A 17,871-nucleotide genomic window follows, 5' to 3' on the forward strand; every position below is an offset into this window, starting at 1 on the left:
AGGAGCCCAGTAGTATGAAAACTCGCACGGGATCAGACGATGCACTTCGTTGTTCTTTCTGCCACAAGTCACAGGACGCTGTAGCTAAACTCATTTCTTCTCCAAGTGACTACCCGCGCGCGTATATCTGCGACGAGTGTGTAGCTGTTTGCAACTCGATTCTCGAGGATGACCGCGGAGAGACGCAGCCTGGTGCCGCTCCAGCTCACTTGCCAAAACCGCTAGAAGTCAGGGCATTCCTGGATGAGTATGTTATTGGCCAGGACCAAACCAAGAAAAAACTTGCAGTGGCTGTATATAACCACTACAAGCGCATCCAGATGAATCGTGTCCGGGGCAATGATGTAGAGCTTGCCAAGTCCAATATTCTTCTGGTCGGGCCGACTGGTAGCGGCAAGACTCTTCTTGCCCACACCCTCGCCAAGATGCTTGATGTGCCCTTCGCCATAGTTGATGCAACCACTCTGACCGAGGCTGGTTATGTGGGTGAGGATGTGGAGAACATCATTCTCAAGCTGTTACAGGCGGCCGACGGTGATGTGGCACGTGCACAGACCGGCATTATCTACATCGACGAGATCGATAAGATCGGACGCAAGGATGAGAATCCGTCGATCACGCGAGACGTTTCCGGTGAAGGAGTACAGCAGGCATTGCTGAAAATACTGGAGGGTACAGTTGCGAACGTGCCGCCACAAGGTGGGCGCAAGCATCCACACCAGGAATTCACGCCGGTTGATACGACTAACATTCTTTTCATTTGTGGTGGCGCATTCGTTGGGCTGGAACGTGTAGTCGGCCGACGAGTAGGCAAAAAAGCGCTTGGATTCAAGGCGATTGCTGACAAGGAACATCAGGAGCCGGGAAGTCGCGCCCAGCGCGACACTGAGCTGTTGCGGCAGGCTGAACCGCAGGATTTGATTAAGTTCGGCTTGATACCCGAGTTTGTCGGAAGGCTCCCGGTTATCGGGATATTAGACGAGCTGGACGAAGCTGCGCTTGTTGAGATCCTGACCAAGCCTAGGAATGCAATTTTGAAGCAGTATCAAAAGCTTTTCGAGTATGAAGGCGTTAAGATCCGCTTTGATGACGAGGCTGCCTTAGCTATTGCGAGGGAAGCACTTAATAGAAAAGTAGGAGCTCGCGGACTTCGGATGATTCTCGAAGAATTGATGCTGGACTTGATGTATCACCTGCCCAGCAGTAAGAAGGTGAAGGAATTGGATATCACCAAGGAAATGATCGAGAAGCGAGACCTGTCGATCAGCCTGCTTGAGAAGGCTGGCTGATTTTCCAGGCCTGATCGTTTAGCCGGTCAGGCCTGGGTCATTTGGATTGTAAATACGCATAGAATCAAACTATGCGTACAGGGTTAACGCTTGCTGTAGTCCTCCTTGTGACGGGGTGGCTGCAATTGGGTTCTTTGCCGGTCGCTGCTCAATCCGACTCAACAGCGAAAATTCAGGCCATGCTCGATGCTCCGGGCACGACGGTCAATCTCCCTGCAGGCGTGTTTATAGTGGGCTGCGCGGCTCCATTGGTATTGCCATTGCCAAGCAATAAGGTAGTTCGTGGCGCCGGAACAGGCGCAACCACCCTGCTGGCGTGCCCACACAAAAAGTACGATGTGCAAAGTTTGAGTTACAGCGGAAGCGGGCCTTATACCATCCTGGTGAAAATCAAAGGTGACTTTTCACTGCCCGATTGGAATGCTTACGCACAGCCAAGCGTAATAGCCATCTCTGGCGCCCCTAAGGGTTATAGCGGTAGCTTTGCCAACCCTCTGATAGTAGCGCCGAATACGATCCGCCTTATCGTTAGGGAAAGACCGTCAATGGCTCTATCTAACCAAGGCCGACTCAGTGCGGGTCTCTATCCGATTCAGGCGTATGACTATCGGAGCCATACTTCCAGCAAGAATCTGACGGTGGAGAATCTCACAATGAGTGGGAATTGTCCTCCTGCTTCCGGTGGGAACTGTGCTGCAGCAGACCGCAATGATCGCGCCCTGGCAATTTTCAGCCGTGGGGCGACCGCTGCCGCAAATGCCCATACTCTCGTTTTCCGTAATGTTATTTTTCGCGACTCCTGGGAAGATGCAGTTCGCATTGATTCTGTTGGGGGGACCAACAGCAACGGTTTTGTATTCGACCATGATCAATTTCTGAATGCAGGCTGGCACGCAGTCGAGATGTACGGTGTCTCCAACTTTCGCTTTATTAATAACCGCGTCATTAATTATGGCTGGAACAGTGATACAGCGGATGCATTGGCATTTCGCGGGAATGGGGGTGGCCCTCAAAGGGGGTATATCATCGCTAATAATTTTACGCAGACTGGCACGGGTTCCAATAACTTCGCGCTGGAAGCCGTGTATGGTTCCGCTAAAGACTTTATGGACAAAGTGTCCATTACCGGCAATATTTTCGATGCAAATCATGGCGCGAAGACCGGCAATGGGATCTCTCTTATGATTGCCAGTGGAGTAATTCTCAACAATCGCTTTATCAATGGTGCGCAGCAGAATCATCGGGATGGGTTTGAATTTGACTGCCTCTCCTGTGAAATCGGTGGGAATGTAATAGATGGCGGCACAATGCAGCTCACCCCATACTGCCTCAATAATGTCTGTGTTGACGCCCAATCCATCGACGTACATGACAATGTGGTCAATCAGACTTCGGTAGGACAGGGGGTAGAGTTTCCCGCTCTTGGCGTAGGTGGCGGACCCGCAGGATCGAAAGGATACCTTTCCGACATCAAGCTCAACCACAACACAGTCAATCAGGATATTCCAAAGAATGCGCCAGGGAATGTTATTGGCATTGGTTTGGGGATGAGGGAGGGAGGGGTCAGCTTTACTCCTCTCGTGAATCTCACAGTCGAAAATAATATTCTGAGAGCGATAGGTGGAAATCCCAACACGACAGCGTTCGGGATCTACGGCACGCCCAACCAGGACGCGTCATCCGCTCACTGGATATTCCGCAACAATACAACTACCGGGTATGCTGTGCATGCGAGAGCGCTAGGCGTCAATGTAGCCGGAAAGAAGATTGGATCGATGGTGTCTGATCTCAAATTTGAAAATGAAAGAACTGACCATCCTGATCACATGTTCATTGACCAGAGCGGCGGCAGCCAGCCGATACCATCTATTATTTCGCCCATAAGAATACTGACGCCACCAGAACCTCGTTAAGCCATCAATGATCGTTCCTGCAGCTCTGAGCCCGGATGCGATAGTCTTCATCTAACAGACAGGATGAAAGGAAGTTCAATGAGCCAATCAAAAGAAGCGCGTGAGAAGAGCAGCCAGCGCGTGCTGCCCATGATGCCCATCCGGGACATGGTGATTTTTCCTTTCATGATGACGCCATTCGTAGTAGGCCGAGAATCGAGCGTGCGCGCGCTTGAGGAGGCTCTCACCGGTGACCGTAAGATTTTTCTTGCCACCCAGCATGATGCAAAGCTTGATGAGCCTGGCGCTGGAGATATCTACCAGGTCGGCACCATCGGCAACATCGTGCAAAGCGTGAAGATGCCGGACGGCAATATCAAAGTCTTGGTGGAGGGATTGGAACGCGCACGTGCGATTGAAGTTACAGACACAGATGGCTTCTTTGTCGCAACCGTTCGTACCGGCGCTCTGGATCTCGAGCTTACTCCCCAGGTTGAGCAACTTGCGCAGAAAGTATTTTCGCTCTTTGAGCAGTACGTCAAGCTGCAGCAGTCTCTGAACTATGAGACGATGATCGCCGCTATCCCTACCAACGAGCCTGCCAAACTTGCAGACACCATTTCTGCAAATCTGCAGCTAGAGATCGCAGATAAGCAGGAATTGCTGGAAGTGTTTGATCCCATGGAGCGGCTCGCGCGGGTTGCCGGTGTGCTTGAAATTGAAATAGAAAAGCTCAACATGGAGCGCAGTATCCAGTCACGCGTAAAGCGGCAGATGGAAAAAGCGCAAAAAGAGTACTACCTGAACGAGAAGATCAAGGCGATTCAGAAGGAACTGGGTAAGGGCGAGAAAAACGAGTTTGACGACCTAAAGAAGAAGATAGAGACGGCTGGAATGCCGAAGGACGTCTTCGAGAAGGCAACCCAGGAATTGAAGAAGCTTGAGGCGATGCCGCCTATGTCGGCCGAGTCAACTGTCTCGCGTAACTACCTTGATTGGCTGCTGGCTGTGCCGTGGAAGAAGAAGTCAAAAGAGACGCGCAGCATCGAACATGCTGAAAAAGTACTAAATGAAGACCACTATGGTCTGGAAAAAATTAAGGATCGCATCCTGGAGTTTCTAGCGGTCCGGCAGTTGGTGAAAAACCCGAAGGGATCTATCCTCTGCTTTGTCGGACCCCCGGGGGTAGGCAAGACATCGCTGGGCATGTCCATTGCAAAGGCAACGGGCAGGAAGTTTGTCCGCATGTCTTTAGGAGGAGTTCGCGATGAAGCGGAGATCCGGGGCCACAGGCGCACCTATATAGGAGCTCTTCCGGGTCAGATTATTCAGTCTATGAAAAAGGCGGGCACCAGGAATCCGGTATTCATGCTGGATGAGGTGGATAAGATGGCTTCGGATTTCCGTGGCGATCCAGCCTCGGCACTGCTTGAGGTGCTGGACCCGGAACAAAATACGGCGTTTCAAGACCATTACCTCGATGTCGAATACGACCTTTCCCAAGTGTTGTTCGTTGCGACTGCAAACGTTCTGCATACCATTCCCGCGCCGCTGCAGGATCGTATGGAGGTCCTGCGGTTGCATGGATATACCGAGGTTGAGAAGCTGGAGATTGCGAAGCAGTATCTCGTAAAAAAGCAGCGCGAGAACACGGGCCTAAGCGAGAAAAATATTGTTTTTCAGGATTCGGCCCTGACCGAGATGATTCGCAGTTACACGCGTGAGGCGGGTGTCCGCAATCTTGAGCGTGAAATTGGGAATGTTTGCCGGAAAGTCGCGCGTAGGGTTGTGAAGCAGGGAATGAAGCACAAGGATGAGATTACTGCGGCAAACATCTCTGATTTTCTTGGGGTGGCCAAGTTCCGCGATTCACAGGTACATGAGAAAAGCGAAATCGGGCTGGTGACAGGCCTTGCCTGGACTGAGGTGGGCGGCAGCATATTGCAGACCGAGGTTCAAGTTCTGGATGGCAAGGGCAAGCTTACGCTGACCGGACAGCTTGGCGATGTCATGCAGGAGTCAGCCCAGGCAGCGCTCTCCTATATTCGCAGCCGCGCTCAGCATCTCGGCGTGCCTCGGGACTTCTACCGCAATGTTGACATTCACATTCATGTGCCCGAGGGGGCGATCCCGAAGGATGGTCCATCCGCAGGTATCACCCTAGCCACGGGGCTTGCCAGTGCGCTGGCAAAGGTTCCTGTGCGGAGGGATATCGCCATGACCGGAGAGATAACGCTGAGGGGGAAGGTTCTTGCTATAGGGGGATTGAAGGAGAAGCTGCTCGCAGCTCATCGCGCGGGTATTTTCGAAGCGATTCTTCCGCAGGACAACAAGAAGGATTTAGCTGACCTCCCGGAGAACCTGAAGAGTGCTATGAAGCTGCACTTCGTGGATTCCATGGACGAAGTATTGAAGATTGCACTGGAAGGTCCGCTGCCAGAATTGAGCGAGGAGACGCCAGAGGTGTTGGCCTCTGTCCCTCCACCAGTACCTGCGGCCCAAGGCCATAGACCCCACCAGTAGGCCTTGATGGCTTATCCGTAATGGCTTAGCCAGAGCACCAAGGATTGCCGCATACAGATAAAAAGCCCCGGTCTTCCGGGGCTTTTATCTGCTATATCGGGAGCTAGGCTCTTTCAACTTCCTTAAGGCGAGCAGCTTTGCCGCGGAGGCCGCGGAGGTAGAAGAGTTTTGCGCGGCGCACGCGGGCGGAACGAACCTTTTCCACCTTGTCTATTACCTTGGAGTTGAATGGAAAAATTCGCTCAACTCCTTGACCGAAGCTCATCTTGCGCACGGTAAAGCTTCCCTGAGCGCCATTCTTGCGGGCGATAACGATGCCCTCAAAAGCCTGGAGGCGCTCTTTTTCGCCTTCTTTGATCTTGACCTGCACACGCACGGTGTCACCGGGTACGAACGCGGGAATGTCGGTGCGATTAAGCTTTTCTGCGAGGCGCTGCATTACTGGATGGATAGACATTGTTCTTTCCTGCGAATGAATTCGGAATCTTCAGTTTACACAAAATTCAGCAACTTGGGGGCTGAATCGATTTGATAAATGCACGGTCTGCCGGGCTGAGTACTGCTTTCTCAAGCAGATCCGGCCTGTTGTGAAGCGTTTTTTCCAATGCGCGTTCCCGCCTCCAGCGGCGGATTTTTTCGTGGTCACCCCCAGCGAGCACCTCCGGCACCGAAAGCCCACCAAACTCCTGTGGGCGCGTGTAATGGGGATAATCGAGGAGGCCACCGGAGCCGTAGGTTGAGCGAGGCGTCCCGTTAGAGGTGGGGCCTGTGTCGGCATTCCCAAAGCTCTCGTATTCACTTGATGCTTCATTGCCCAGAACTCCCGGAATAAGCCTTGAAACAGCATCTACGATCACTGCTGCGCCGAGCTCGCCGCCCGAAAGTACATAGTCCCCAATGGAGAGTTCACAATCCGCGATGAGCTCGGAGACGCGTTCGTCGACGCCCTCGTAGCGTCCACAGATAAGAACGATTCTTTCAAGCAGCGTCAACTGGCGAGCTGTTGCCTGGGTAAAGCTTGCGCCCTGAGCTGAAAGCAGGACGACGGACTCGCGCTGTAGGTTGCGCTCAGCCTTTGGAGCTACGCCTAGAGACTCGACGGCAGCCGCAATGGGCTCGGGCTTGAGAACCATGCCCTCGCCGCCGCCAAAGGGCCTGTCATCGACTGTACGGTGCCTGTCGTGTGTAAAGGAGCGAAGATCGTGGACGCGAACCTCGACCATGCTGGCGCTGATGGCGCGGCGGAGAACGCCGTGCTGCAGAAACCCTTCAAAGAAGCCAGGGAAGATGCTGATGATGTCGAACCGGATCATGGTCACCTTGGTTATTCAGTCCGGCTCATTTGCGGTGAGCAGCCGTCGTTCTTCTTCACTCATGGGTGCGTTGATCTGGAGCAGCCCCGCAGGCAGCTCCATTTCGATAACGCGCTCCTCCAGGCTTATGCGGCGTAGATAGGATTTTGCCAAGGGGATCAGCAGTTCTTCACCGCCTGACAGCGGACGAACCGTAAGCAGCGGAACGCCGGCTCCTGTGCTGCTATCCACTCCTGTTACAAGGCCAATCTCCCGCCGCTCTTCCGACAAGTCAAAGACCTGACAGCCCTGAAGGTCACTTACGTAATAGCTGTCTTCATCGAGCGGCGCGCGATCCTCCGGGCGAATGACTACATCAAACCCGCGCAGCATGTCCGCATCGGAAATGCTGTCCACCCCTGAAAACTTGAGCACAACCCGCCCTTTGTGCAGCCAGAAGTCGTCTAGACCGACTTCTCTGGCGGGAGAGCCATTCTTGATCAGATGTAAGATCTTGCGGTCCGCAAAGAGATCCGGAAAATCGGTCAAGATTTCAGCCAGTACCTCGCCGTGCCGTCCCTGGGGACGGACAATGCAAGCTATGGTGACCCATTCATCACCACCGACGGTCAAAATTTACTCCGATACCTACTCGCTGTGTTCTTGGCCATGCGAATTGTTCTCTTCGAGAATATCGAGCGTGTAGCGATGATGATGCTTCATGCTGACAGCTCCAAGAATCGTTCGCATTGAGCGGGCTGTACGACCCTGTTTGCCGATGACCTTGCCAACGTCTGTAGGTGCAACGCGCAGACGCAAGACAGTGCTTTCATCGCGTTCAACAGCATCCACCTGAACCGCGTCTGGGGCATCCACCAGGGCGCGAGCGATTTCCGTTACTAATTCCTGCATGTTGTCTTGCTTCTGTTCCAGCGTCATGTTGTGGGCCCCCCTTGCGAGAGCATAATTTGCTCTTTGGGCTGGCCAATACTAACAGCTCGCTGGACTAAAACGGTAGTATATAAAGAATAACCTTTATATGGTTACCTGAGGGTTGTTACCTTTGCGCGGCCACCTCATTGCCAGGTTATTCCCATGTCCCGGAGACTCGAGACATGGGCTCAGAACCCGCTTCAGGCCGCTGCTGGTACGCTCAGCTTGCTTACGAGCTTTTGAACGCGCTCGGAGAACTGGGCACCCTTGCTGATCCAGTAGTCGATGCGGTCCCGCTTGACGTCAACCGTAGCAGGGTTGGTGCGGGGGTTATAGGTGCCGACAATCTCGATTGATCTACCGTTACGTGCCCGATCCTTTTCGATGACAACAATGCGGTAGTAAGGTTGCTTGCGAGCGCCGAAACGCGCCAGGCGAATCATCAACACAGTGCTTGATCCTTTCAAAGACAGCTTCTTGGAAAATTGCGGGTGGAGGCGGGTTCCATCAATAGCACTCGAGCGTTGTACTGCCCGGTAAACGCAGCTCATCCCAGCTTTTGAGTATAACAGGCGCCTAATCCGAGGAGAAGGCAAGTTATATGAGGGCCCCGGTCCTGGAGGGGAGTGCTCCCGGCTTAAGCCGGGTGGATAAGCGAAACTACTGGGGATTCTGCTGCTGTTGTTGTTGGTCGTGCATTCGCTGCAATTCCTGCAAGAGTTGCTGCGGCGTCTTCACTCCGTCCTGTGCCGGCGCCTGAGGTGGAGGCGCCTGGCTAGCCGGCGTGATGACTTGAGGGGGCATTGGCTCGGCGGGAGGAATTTGACCATCATCCGCACCGGAATCATTATCGTCGGCACTGCTCTCCTGTACAGATGCCTGGGGAGGAGGGACGGACTCCTGCCCGCGAGTGCTCAACTCCAGGCGTCGGGGTACGCCATGTGCGGTTGCTCCAACCATAACCACGTTGTAGCCAGAGCCTTCGAGCAATGAGAGGATGACTTCACGCGGAGCCCCGGGCCCATAGGTGCCAAAAATTCGCTGATCCTTTGAGGAGCCTTCAATCTTCATGCCCGATTGGGTGGCGATCTGCTGAAGAATGGAGAGAAGACTCGAGTTGTTTGCGTCAACGGCGAGCCTACCCTCCGAAAAAGAGATTTTGGCGGGACTGGATGCCTGGTCAAGCAGCGAGGGTGGAGTCCGCTGCAATCCACTACCATATGAGTTGGCCGGGTTTGCCGTAGTTGCGGCTGATGTCTTGGGCGGCGGTGGCGTCGCTTGCTGTTGCTTCTGAATCGCGGGCGGATAGGTGCCAATAGGTGCAATGACTTGAGCGCCGCACACGATAGATGGTGCGAGCGCCATCAGGGCAGCCATCCTCAATCTGTTTCGCATCATCATCACGCCTGTGTACTAGACTAGCAGTGGTTCAGGTTCGCTCACGAAATTTCTAAAATTTATGAAGAGTTGGCGCAAACACCTTCTAAGACTTCTTCCGGCGCTGCTTGTCGTGGCTTCTGCGCCACGCTGTCTGGCTGTCTCATGTACTACGCAGGCGCAGATGAGCGAGGCGCAACGGACGATCTATGTGCAGACGGTGAAGGTATTGGCGACCGATATTTCCAATGGCGATGCTCAGGCTGTCAAGGCAACGACAATCTCCAGTGTCGCGGCAGATTTCGGGGGCATCGCGAGTACGATACAAAGTGCTTCGCCGCTGATGAAGAATGCCTCAGTAACGATCGACTCCCTCTATGCGTTGAATGCGACCGATCTGAAGACCGCGCAGCAGGCAGATTTTTTCTGCAGTGGATCTACTTCAAGACTGCTGGTAACACTGACAATCCCAAACCTGCCGCCGGGCAGGTATGTCGTGGCAATAGTGCATGCAACTGGCGTGGCTCAGCCTCAGCAGATGGCGATCGTGCTTCAGAATGATCCTCCTGCGAGTGCAGGCTGGAAACTGGCCGGACTTTTTGTGCGTCCCATGTCTTCCGCGGGCCATGACGGGCTTTGGTATTGGACCGAGGCGCGTAAATACGCCGATCGCAAACTAAACTGGAACGCCTTTTTCTATTATCAGACCGCTGAATATCTGCTCAGACCGGTGGATTTCCTCTCAAGCCCCAATCTGGAAAAGCTGCAGAAAGAGGCTACCTCGATTCAGCCTGAAGGGATCCCGGGAGCGCAGCCGATGCAACTTACCACAGCGGGCAAGACCTTCTATATCAATAATATCCACACAGATGGCTCGTTGGGAGGGCTTGATCTGGTGATTAATTATCAGACGAGTAGCGTTGCAAATCCGGTTGCGGTACGGGCGGAAATCATAGAGTTGATGAAAGGGATACTGGATCAGCATCCCGAGCTGCGCCTGGCATTTCACGGACTTTGGGTATACGCGAATGCACCTGGGCAGCAGCGTTTTGCCATCGAATTGCCTATGAATCAAATAGCACTTTGATCAATCGGATCCGGACGGTCAGATCCTAGCAAGGCCATACATAAAGGAAAACATGCCAAACCTGATAGAGAAGAATCTTTCGCAGGCGATCATGCAACGCCGAGCTACTCCCAGTTTTGACGGGGCGGCAATACCGGATGGAGCGCTAGAAAAAATCCTAAACGCAGGACTGAATGCGCCGAGTGGCTACAACTTGCAACCGTGGAGATTTGTTGTAGTTCGCTCAGCAGAGCAGAAGCGGCGATTGCGTGCAGCCTGCTACAACCAGGCAAAGGTCGAAGAAGCCTCGGTTATGGTAGTCGCCTGTGGGGATGCAGATGGCTGGCGTAAAGGCGACCTGGAAGAGATGTTGGAGCTGGGCCGGGAAGGCGGCATGCCCGAAAACTATGCCGAGCAGGCGAAGGTTAATATCCCTAACTACCTGTCCAACCATCCTAATCTGCCCATGTGGCTGAACAGACAGGTGATGATCGCTTTCACCACGATGATGCTAATGGCTGAAGTGTTGGGTTACGATACTGCTCCAATGGAAGGTTTCGAGGCGGATAAGGTAAGCGAGGTTCTAAAATTGCCGCTTAGCTACCATGTGGTTGCGCTGCTGGGCATCGGACATCTGAAGGGAAGCGACAAGTTTTATGGTGGTCGTTTCAGCACCGCGCGGATGGTCTTTGACGAAGAGTACGGCAGGCCGCTAAAGCTGTGAGAAGAGAATATCCCGATGCGCCGAGGGTAGGAGTGGCCGCGGCGGTGATCCGCGGAGAGGAAGTGTTACTGGTACGGCGCGGACAAGAGCCTCTGAAGGGCCACTGGTCGCTGCCCGGAGGACTGCTCGAAGTAGGTGAAACCCTTCGAGACGGTGTTTGCCGGGAAGTATTGGAAGAGACCGGTCTCACGATTGAACCTCTTGAGATTCTGGAGGTCGCCGAGCGCATCGCACATGATGAGAAGGGACTGGTTCGTTTTCATTATGTGCTGGTCGAATTTTTATGTCATGAAACGGGAGGCCTTCTTCAGGCCGCAACCGATGCTGATGAGGTTCTCTGGACAACGCGATCGGAGCTGATCTCGAATAACATCTATAACTGTGAGCCAGCGCTGGTGGCGGTAATCGAGAAGGGGTTCAAGCAAGATAGAAATAGAAGTTGATGAATACTACGCAAACAACCCCTCGTGAATCCCAGCACTCCGTCTGGTATACCTACCGTAATTTCGTTCTCGCGATGGCGGTGCTTGGTCTCCTCCTTACCGTTTTTGCCTTCCTTCGTCCGATGGAGTTGGTCGGGAGCGCAGTACGTCTGCGGCTGCTGATAAGTGGAATGCATAGCCGCTATGTGACGATTGGCGGAGAGCAAATTCACTATTATGTGGGTGGTCCTACGGGGGCTGCACCTGTACTGCTCGTGCATGGACTGGGAGCGAAGTCAGAGGACTGGGCCGTATTGATGCCGCAGTTGTTGCGCGCAGGCTATCACGTCTACGCCATAGACTTGCTGGGCTATGGGCAGTCAGCCAAGCCGCGCAATGCAAGCTATTCGATTGCGCAGGAGGCAGGCATCGTCGAAGAGTTTATTGCCAGCCAGAACCTCAGCAATATCAATCTGGCAGGCTGGTCAATGGGCGGGTGGGTAGCGACGCGAGTGGCGCTCGATAAACCTGCCGTTGTGCGCCGCCTGGTGCTCTACGATAGCGCAGGGATTGTCTTTTATGTTCCATTCGGGCCAGAGGTATTTCTGCCTCATACGCCAGAAGAAGTAGCAAAGCTCGAGAACCTGCTGCTGCCTTCTCGAGGGCCTGCGATGCCTTCGTTTGTTGTGCGAGATTTTCTTCGACGCCAAAGGCAGGTAGGCTGGGTGATTAAGCGCAGCGTCGACTCAATGCTTGCTGGTCACGATATTCTAGATGGCAAGCTGGGGGCTCTCAAGATGCCGGTGCTGATCGTATGGGGAAAGCAAGATCGCCTGATTCCGCTTTCCGTAGGCTTCGATCTGCATGCGCAAATACCGCAATCAGTGCTGGAAGTCTATGATGGATGCGGGCATCTGGCTCCCGCGCAGTGCGTAGATCGGGTCGCGCCGAGGACCATTTCGTTCCTGAAAGCTGAACCGCCTATGGCTCCCCAGGTGGTTAATGTGGCGCGATAGCTACTCGCCGGCTTTCCAGACATAGGCGTCTTCTTGAGGAAGTCCTATGTGCGCGAGCACACGGCAGACAAACTGATGTGCCATCTGTGTCGAGTCCACAGGGCGATCGTAAAAGGACGGAATCACTGGAAAGATAGTTGCACCCGCTTCTGCGGCGCTCATCATGTTGCGCAGGTGGATTTTATTCAGTGGTGTTTCACGTGCGCAGAGTATCAGTTGGCGGCGTTCCTTCAAGCAGACATCAGCAGCCCGCTCGATCAGGTTCCGGGCGAGACCATTGGCTATGCCTGCCAGTGTGCCCATACTGCATGGCAGCACGATCATCCCGGCACTCGGATAACTACCGCTCGCGATGCTGGCTCCGATGTCGCTCTCTGCATGCTGCTGGACCTTTTGGGGAGAAGCGCCCAGAAGTTTCTCAGCCAGTCCATTACGCCCGCTTAGACGCAACTCTTCTGCGAGCACCCTCAGCGAATTTTCAGATGGAACAAAATCGATATGGGAGACGCGAACGTCGGCTTCGAGTGCAGCAAGCATCTGCTGCCCGAAGACGGCGCCGCTCGCGCCCGTCATTGCCAGTGTAATGTTCACGCCTTGGCCAACACGCGGTCAAAGATCGCGTCCACGTTCGTGAGTTGGCGTTCCAGGTCGAAGGTGCGGGAAAGCTGCTCCTGGCTGAGTTTCGCTGTTATCTCTGGGTTAGCCGCAACCAGGTCGCGGAAGATAAGGTCTTCGCGCCAGGCACGCATGGCGTGCGACTGTACCAATCTGTAGGCATCTTCGCGCAGCATGCCTGCTTCGGCAAGATCGAGGAGCAGTTGTCCGGAGAAAATGAGACCTCCAGTGCTTTCGAGGTTCTTCTTCATGCGTGCGGGGTAGACAAGCAGCTTTTCGATCAGGTTGGTGGTTTTCGCGAGCAGGTAGTCGGTGAGGATCGTTGAATCGGGAAAGATGACGCGTTCCACCGAGGAATGGGAGATATCACGCTCATGCCAGAGCGGAATATTCTCATAGGCTGCCTGCGCATTTGAGCGAACAATGCGTGCAAGGCCGCTGATCTGCTCGCAGGTAATGGGATTGCGCTTGTGCGGCATAGCAGATGATCCCTTCTGCTTCTCGGAAAAGAATTCTTCTGCTTCCCGCACTTCCGTGCGTTGAAGGTGACGAATTTCAGTTGCGATTTTGTCGAGGGTCGAGGTAAGAATCGCGAGGGTTGAGATGTACTGCGCATGACGATCGCGCTGGATGACCTGAGTCGCTACCGGAGCAGGCTGAAGACCGAGCCTGGCGCAGATGCGCTCCTCGTGGGAAGGCTTGAGATGGCCGAAGGTGCCGACAGCGCCAGAGAGTTTGCCAACCCGCATCTGTTCAGCAGCATCGTCGAAGCGCTCCAGATTACGGCGCATTTCCGCATACCAGTTGAGAAGCTTAAGACCGAAGGTGGTCGGCTCTGCATGAACGCCGTGCGTGCGCCCTATGGTCGGTGTGTGTTTGAACTCGAGTGCCCGGACTTTAAGCGACTCGAGCAAGGAGAGAATGCCTTCCCGCAGGATTGCGGAAGCGGCTTTGACCTGCAAGGCCAGCGCTGTATCGACAACATCGTTGGAGGTGAGGCCGTAGTGGAACCAGCGGGATTCCGGGCCGACCTTTTCGGCGACGGCCGTAGTGAAAGCGATAACGTCGTGCTTTACCTCGGCTTCAATCTGCTGAATTCGTTCGAGGTCGAAGCCACCGCGCTCGCGGATGGCTTTGGCTGCTTCAGCGGGCACGATGCCGTCTTCAGCAAGGGTTTCGCTTGCTGCTGTTTCGACTGCAAGCCAGTTGCGGTATTTGCTTTCGTCACTCCAGATGCTGCCCATTTGAGGGCGTGTATAGCGCGCGATCAATCAATCACTCCTGTGGAACTTCTCATTCTATCGTCTGCGCATCTAAAAGAATGGTACGGTTGTTGTCGGAATGAGAAAGGGAACCATGGAAGAAGTGGTTACAGTAGCAAGCTATACAGAGCCGCTCGAAGCCGAAATGGCGAAGTTACGCCTCGAGTCAGCGGGCATCAACGTCTTTTTAGCAGGTGAAAACGCACGCATTATGGAGCCTGGACTTGGGCCGCTACGGCTACAAGTGGCTGCTGCGGACGAAGTTGATGCAAGGTCTATTTTGAGTGATCCGGGAGCGGATCTCGGACCCGAGGCTCAGGAGCCGGCAGCAGACCCGAATATTTCCTAAAAAAACTCATTAAGTAGAATGCGTGCTCGGCTTCCTGAAGTGAAGCCGAGCACCGTCTTCAGGCTTTATTCGTGATGCCAAGTTTTTCGCTCATCTCCTCAAAGAGGAAGCCTCGTCCTGGCCGGTAGGGCTGCACCCATTCGCCGTCTATAACAAACTGCGGAATTGCGCGCTTTCCAACGTGGCGCAAAACCTCGTCTGCTGCTCCCGGCGTCTCTTCGATATCTACTTCTTCATAGGGGATGTTGTGGGTTTCAAGGAACCGCTTGGCGACATAGCAGTCTCGGCACCAGGCCGCGGAATAGACCAGCAATTTCATGCGGAGCATAATAGCGCGCCAGAGATACGATTGTGAATCAGCTCCGACGCTGACGGAAGAAATCTCGAAGCACTCCTCCGCACTCCTCCGCCATGACACCGGCAATAATCTCCATCTGGTGATTCAGTCGAGGATGATTGAGCACCTCAAGAACGGACCCCGCTGCCCCTGCTTTGGGGTCAGGAGCGGCATAGACAAGGCGGCCAAGGCGAGCGTGAACCATAGCGCCGGCGCACATGGAGCAGGGCTCGAGGGTCACGTAGAGCTCGCATCCCAGTAAACGGTAGTTGCCAAGGATCTTGCCAGCTTCTCGCATGGCAACGATTTCCGCGTGCGCGGTGGGATCGTAGTCGCGCAGTACGCGATTCTGCCCGCGGGCGATGATCTCGCCATTCAGAACGACGACGGCTCCTACGGGCACTTCGCCTGCGGAGGCGGCTGCATGTGCTTCCTCGAGGGCTGCCTGCATATATTCCAGCTGCATCACTTGGGGATTGGCTGGTCGCGGTCGACCCAGGTGCGAAAGATGCCAATGATCTGCTCTAGCTTGCGGGGGTCACCTGTTCCTTCGAAACGCTGCTCGTAGATGCGGCATGAGATCCAGTCGCCGTCTGTAGCATCCAGGCTGAGTCGCTGGGGCATTGCATGCTCAGCTGAAGTCCCGATGAGATTGATGGTCAGTCGCAGCCCTGGCTTATCGGGCGTGTCTTTGGTTGAGTCAAGCCGTACTCCATGACTGTGCTCCCAGGTTCCGTCGCATTGGCGTCTATACCAATCGTCGAGCCACGCCAGATTATCGATGACTGCCATGGTCCTCATGCGGGCTGCTGCTGTGTCATGCAGTGCAGCGCTCCCAGTCCCCAGATAAAGTCCCCACAGTGGATGCCTGTAACCCTATGCATTGGAAATAGATCCGCCAGAATATTAAGGGCATGCCGGTCGGCCGGATCGTTAAAGGTTGGCACAAGAACCAGGCCATTTGCAATGTAAAAGTTAGCGTAGCTGGCGGGGAGCCGCTGTCCTTCGAAGACTACAGGTGAGGGCATCGGCAGCTCGATGACTCTGAAGGGCTTGCCATCGAGATTGCTGGCGGAGCGCAGCCGATCAAGATTTTCGGAGAGGGGCAGGTGGTTCTCGTCGTCGCGGTTTGGTTCCACTACGGTGAGGATGGTGTTCGGATCAACAAATCGTGTGATGTCATCAACGTGGCCATGGGTGTCGTCCCCGGCGATGCCGCGGTTCATCCACAAGACCTGATCGATGCCGAGGTAGTCGTGGAAGACCTGCTCGAGCTGATCGCGGCCGATGCCGGGATTGCGCTGCTGGACCTCGCTGAGTAGGCACTCCTCCGTGGTCAGAAGCGTGCCTATACCATTTACGTCGATAGAGCCGCCCTCGAGCACAATTCGATGCGTGCCAATCGATGGCTCCCATTGATGCTGTTGCAGGAATTCAGCTGCGCGGGCCGGAAGGCGGTCGTCATGTCGCCAATTGTCATATTTCGCCCAGGCATTGAACCGCCAGTTCGTAACCGCGAGCCCTTCGTTGTTTTTGACGAAGATGGGACCGGAATCGCGTGTCCATACTCGATCCGTCGGCCAATGATGAAAACGCACCTGGCTGAGTACCGCTCCCGCTCGCTTCAGAATGCCTGCGGCCCGCTTTTCGGCAGCAACATCATTGACGAGGATATGAACCACCTCGACACGTGAGAGGTTACGGACAATGTCGGCGTAAACCCAGGGAATTGGCTGGAACTTGCCCGGCCAATCCTCGGCATTGTGCGGCCACGCGAGCCATGTAGCCGCGTGCGGCTCCCACTCCGCAGGCATGCGAAAGCCAAGATCGCGTGGGGTCTTCACTTGCCATCTCCCGAGGAGTCGAGAAAGCGGTGAACAATGGGCTGATAGGCATCGATGCGGCGATCGCGCAGGAAGGGCCAGTTGCGGCGCTGGTCTTCGAGGAGGCCGAGGTTGACTTCGCCGATGAGAATCTCTTCCTTGTCGTGAGAAGCCTGGGCGATGACCCGGCCAAAGGGGTCTGCGATGAAGGATCCACCCCAGAATTCAAGGCCAGGACCTTCAACGCGATTGCCGCGGATGTCACCCTGCTCGTGTCCCACCCGATTGACCGCGCCGACGTAAACGCCATTGGCGATCGCGTGGGAGCGCTGGATGGTCCGCCATGCATCGTATTGAGCGTCACCGTACTCTGCTTTTTCGGCTGGATGCCAGCCGATGGCGGTCGGATAAAAGAGAGTGTTCGCACCCTGCAGCGCCGTGATGCGCGCGCCTTCGGGGTACCACTGATCCCAGCAAACAAGTGTGCCAATGCGGCCTACGGCTGTATCAAAGGCGCGGAAGCCCAGGTCCCCGGGCGTAAAGTAGAACTTCTCGTAATAGAGGGGGTCGTCGGGTATGTGCATCTTGCGATACAGGCCACCCAATGTGCCATCCTGCTGCAATAGCGCAGCGGTATTGTGGTAAAGTCCCGGAGCTCGGCGCTCAAAGAGAGACGCAATGACCACAACCTTTTCCTCGCGCGCAATGGCGCTGAGGCGTTCCGTACTGGGTCCGGGGATCGACTCGGCCAGATCGAAGAGCGCATGATCTTCCCTCTGGCAAAAGTACTGCGTGCAGAACAGCTCGGGAAGGCAGACGACGTTTGCGCCCAGGCGTGCAGCCTCGCGAACGCGATCTGCGGCCTTATCAAGATTGGCGGCCGGATCCGGGCTGCAAGACATCTGCACCAGACCGATGCGATAGTTGATTTGAGATGGCATAGATTTGCCC

General features: G+C 54.7%; 21 protein-coding genes. 8 read left to right on the forward strand and 13 right to left on the reverse strand.

The features are described from left to right. Positions 1 to 14 precede the first annotated feature (14 nt). From clpX to lon, 3 genes are all read left to right on the forward strand, one after another. The gene (clpX, locus tag C7378_RS02090) at positions 15 to 1,289 is read left to right on the forward strand and encodes an ATP-dependent Clp protease ATP-binding subunit ClpX (RefSeq protein WP_131991212.1); all 1,275 of its coding nucleotides are present in this window, start codon (positions 15 to 17) and stop codon (positions 1,287 to 1,289) included. 71 nt (positions 1,290 to 1,360) lie between these two features. Beyond that, entirely contained in the window at positions 1,361 to 3,202 is a 1,842-nt protein-coding gene (locus C7378_RS02095) for a hypothetical protein (RefSeq protein ID WP_131991214.1), read from the forward strand. A gap of 78 nt (positions 3,203 to 3,280) precedes the next feature. Beyond that, a complete protein-coding gene (gene lon, locus C7378_RS02100) occupies positions 3,281 to 5,704 on the forward strand; it encodes an endopeptidase La (RefSeq protein WP_131991216.1) in 2,424 nt (807 codons plus the stop codon). A gap of 103 nt (positions 5,705 to 5,807) precedes the next feature. Here lon and rplS read toward each other — a convergent pair whose 3' ends face one another. From rplS to C7378_RS02130, 6 genes are all read right to left on the reverse strand, one after another. Next, positions 5,808 to 6,161 (reverse strand): 50S ribosomal protein L19, encoded by a 354-nt coding sequence (rplS, locus tag C7378_RS02105; protein WP_131991218.1) that lies wholly within the window; start codon positions 6,159 to 6,161, stop codon positions 5,808 to 5,810. Positions 6,162 to 6,207: 46 nt separating this feature from the next. Continuing rightward, a complete protein-coding gene (gene trmD, locus C7378_RS02110; protein ID WP_131992694.1) occupies positions 6,208 to 7,014 on the reverse strand; it encodes a tRNA (guanosine(37)-N1)-methyltransferase TrmD in 807 nt (268 codons plus the stop codon). 18 nt (positions 7,015 to 7,032) lie between these two features. Further along, on the reverse strand, positions 7,033 to 7,629 hold the full coding sequence (rimM, locus tag C7378_RS02115; protein WP_131991220.1) for a ribosome maturation factor RimM: 597 nt from the start codon (positions 7,627 to 7,629) through the stop codon (positions 7,033 to 7,035). Between the two features lie 15 nt (positions 7,630 to 7,644). Then, a complete protein-coding gene (locus C7378_RS02120; protein ID WP_207901296.1) occupies positions 7,645 to 7,935 on the reverse strand; it encodes a KH domain-containing protein in 291 nt (96 codons plus the stop codon). 194 nt (positions 7,936 to 8,129) lie between these two features. Then, on the reverse strand, positions 8,130 to 8,372 hold the full coding sequence (gene rpsP, locus C7378_RS02125; RefSeq protein WP_131992700.1) for a 30S ribosomal protein S16: 243 nt from the start codon (positions 8,370 to 8,372) through the stop codon (positions 8,130 to 8,132). A gap of 217 nt (positions 8,373 to 8,589) precedes the next feature. Then, positions 8,590 to 9,306 (reverse strand): hypothetical protein, encoded by a 717-nt coding sequence (locus C7378_RS02130; RefSeq protein ID WP_131991222.1) that lies wholly within the window; start codon positions 9,304 to 9,306, stop codon positions 8,590 to 8,592. A gap of 229 nt (positions 9,307 to 9,535) precedes the next feature. Between C7378_RS02130 and C7378_RS02135 the strand changes: the two genes are divergently transcribed. Genes C7378_RS02135 through C7378_RS02150 form a run of 4 tightly spaced genes read left to right on the forward strand, consistent with a single transcriptional unit; the run spans position 9,536 to position 12,534 of the window. Beyond that, complete coding sequence (locus C7378_RS02135; RefSeq protein ID WP_165876594.1) at positions 9,536 to 10,393, forward strand: DUF2141 domain-containing protein; 858 nt, start codon at positions 9,536 to 9,538, stop codon at positions 10,391 to 10,393. 52 nt (positions 10,394 to 10,445) lie between these two features. Continuing rightward, positions 10,446 to 11,096: a nitroreductase family protein gene (locus C7378_RS02140; RefSeq protein ID WP_131991226.1), complete on the forward strand. Its 651-nt coding sequence runs from the start codon at positions 10,446 to 10,448 to the stop codon at positions 11,094 to 11,096. Between the two features lie 32 nt (positions 11,097 to 11,128). Beyond that, positions 11,129 to 11,539, forward strand: coding sequence for an NUDIX hydrolase (locus tag C7378_RS02145; protein WP_243648001.1), 411 nt, complete (start codon positions 11,129 to 11,131; stop codon positions 11,537 to 11,539). Beyond that, a complete protein-coding gene (locus C7378_RS02150) occupies positions 11,539 to 12,534 on the forward strand; it encodes an alpha/beta fold hydrolase (RefSeq protein WP_131991230.1) in 996 nt (331 codons plus the stop codon). The genes C7378_RS02145 and C7378_RS02150 overlap by 1 nt, the downstream gene beginning before the upstream one ends. Here C7378_RS02150 and C7378_RS02155 read toward each other — a convergent pair whose 3' ends face one another. Further along, the gene (locus C7378_RS02155) at positions 12,535 to 13,125 is read right to left on the reverse strand and encodes a UbiX family flavin prenyltransferase (RefSeq protein ID WP_131991232.1); all 591 of its coding nucleotides are present in this window, start codon (positions 13,123 to 13,125) and stop codon (positions 12,535 to 12,537) included. It lies immediately after the preceding gene. Next, a complete protein-coding gene (gene purB / locus C7378_RS02160) occupies positions 13,122 to 14,420 on the reverse strand; it encodes an adenylosuccinate lyase (RefSeq protein ID WP_131991234.1) in 1,299 nt (432 codons plus the stop codon). Before purB ends, C7378_RS02155 begins: the two co-directional genes overlap by 4 nt. Before the next feature lie 85 nt (positions 14,421 to 14,505). On the opposite strand from purB, the gene C7378_RS02165 reads away from it, so the two are divergent. After that, entirely contained in the window at positions 14,506 to 14,760 is a 255-nt protein-coding gene (locus C7378_RS02165) for a putative signal transducing protein (protein WP_165876595.1), read from the forward strand. A gap of 58 nt (positions 14,761 to 14,818) precedes the next feature. Here C7378_RS02165 and C7378_RS02170 read toward each other — a convergent pair whose 3' ends face one another. The 5 genes from C7378_RS02170 to C7378_RS02190 are packed head-to-tail and all read right to left on the reverse strand — an operon-like array spanning position 14,819 to position 17,861. Further along, on the reverse strand, positions 14,819 to 15,079 hold the full coding sequence (locus C7378_RS02170) for a glutaredoxin family protein (protein ID WP_131992703.1): 261 nt from the start codon (positions 15,077 to 15,079) through the stop codon (positions 14,819 to 14,821). A 37-nt stretch (positions 15,080 to 15,116) separates the two neighbouring features. Beyond that, positions 15,117 to 15,548 (reverse strand): tRNA adenosine(34) deaminase TadA, encoded by a 432-nt coding sequence (tadA, locus tag C7378_RS02175; RefSeq protein ID WP_207901298.1) that lies wholly within the window; start codon positions 15,546 to 15,548, stop codon positions 15,117 to 15,119. Between the two features lie 14 nt (positions 15,549 to 15,562). After that, positions 15,563 to 15,898: an immunity 53 family protein gene (locus tag C7378_RS02180; RefSeq protein ID WP_131991240.1), complete on the reverse strand. Its 336-nt coding sequence runs from the start codon at positions 15,896 to 15,898 to the stop codon at positions 15,563 to 15,565. Continuing rightward, complete coding sequence (locus tag C7378_RS02185; RefSeq protein ID WP_131992706.1) at positions 15,895 to 16,911, reverse strand: agmatine deiminase family protein; 1,017 nt, start codon at positions 16,909 to 16,911, stop codon at positions 15,895 to 15,897. The genes C7378_RS02180 and C7378_RS02185 overlap by 4 nt, the downstream gene beginning before the upstream one ends. A 26-nt stretch (positions 16,912 to 16,937) precedes the next feature. Further along, positions 16,938 to 17,861, reverse strand: coding sequence for a carbon-nitrogen hydrolase (locus C7378_RS02190; RefSeq protein WP_131991242.1), 924 nt, complete (start codon positions 17,859 to 17,861; stop codon positions 16,938 to 16,940). Positions 17,862 to 17,871 lie beyond the last annotated feature (10 nt).

It is taken from the genome of Acidipila rosea (assembly GCF_004339725.1).
Classification (GTDB): domain Bacteria; phylum Acidobacteriota; class Terriglobia; order Terriglobales; family Acidobacteriaceae; genus Acidipila; species Acidipila rosea.

Excerpts from the sequence above, each read along its gene's own strand:
- clpX (WP_131991212.1), top strand. The coding sequence starts at position 15 with ATGAAAACTCGCACGGGATCAGACGATGCACTTCGTTGTTCTTTCTGC.
- C7378_RS02095 (WP_131991214.1), top strand. The coding sequence starts at position 1,361 with ATGCGTACAGGGTTAACGCTTGCTGTAGTCCTCCTTGTGACGGGGTGG.
- lon (WP_131991216.1), top strand. The coding sequence starts at position 3,281 with ATGAGCCAATCAAAAGAAGCGCGTGAGAAGAGCAGCCAGCGCGTGCTG.
- rplS (WP_131991218.1), bottom strand. The coding sequence starts at position 6,161 with ATGTCTATCCATCCAGTAATGCAGCGCCTCGCAGAAAAGCTTAATCGC.
- C7378_RS02120 (WP_207901296.1), bottom strand. The coding sequence starts at position 7,935 with ATGACGCTGGAACAGAAGCAAGACAACATGCAGGAATTAGTAACGGAA.
- rpsP (WP_131992700.1), bottom strand. The coding sequence starts at position 8,372 with ATGATTCGCCTGGCGCGTTTCGGCGCTCGCAAGCAACCTTACTACCGC.
- C7378_RS02130 (WP_131991222.1), bottom strand. The coding sequence starts at position 9,306 with ATGGCTGCCCTGATGGCGCTCGCACCATCTATCGTGTGCGGCGCTCAA.
- C7378_RS02140 (WP_131991226.1), top strand. The coding sequence starts at position 10,446 with ATGCCAAACCTGATAGAGAAGAATCTTTCGCAGGCGATCATGCAACGC.
- C7378_RS02150 (WP_131991230.1), top strand. The coding sequence starts at position 11,539 with ATGAATACTACGCAAACAACCCCTCGTGAATCCCAGCACTCCGTCTGG.
- C7378_RS02165 (WP_165876595.1), top strand. The coding sequence starts at position 14,506 with ATGGAAGAAGTGGTTACAGTAGCAAGCTATACAGAGCCGCTCGAAGCC.
- C7378_RS02170 (WP_131992703.1), bottom strand. The coding sequence starts at position 15,079 with ATGAAATTGCTGGTCTATTCCGCGGCCTGGTGCCGAGACTGCTATGTC.
- tadA (WP_207901298.1), bottom strand. The coding sequence starts at position 15,548 with ATGCAGGCAGCCCTCGAGGAAGCACATGCAGCCGCCTCCGCAGGCGAA.
- C7378_RS02180 (WP_131991240.1), bottom strand. The coding sequence starts at position 15,898 with ATGAGGACCATGGCAGTCATCGATAATCTGGCGTGGCTCGACGATTGG.
- C7378_RS02185 (WP_131992706.1), bottom strand. The coding sequence starts at position 16,911 with ATGCCTGCGGAGTGGGAGCCGCACGCGGCTACATGGCTCGCGTGGCCG.
- C7378_RS02190 (WP_131991242.1), bottom strand. The coding sequence starts at position 17,861 with ATGCCATCTCAAATCAACTATCGCATCGGTCTGGTGCAGATGTCTTGC.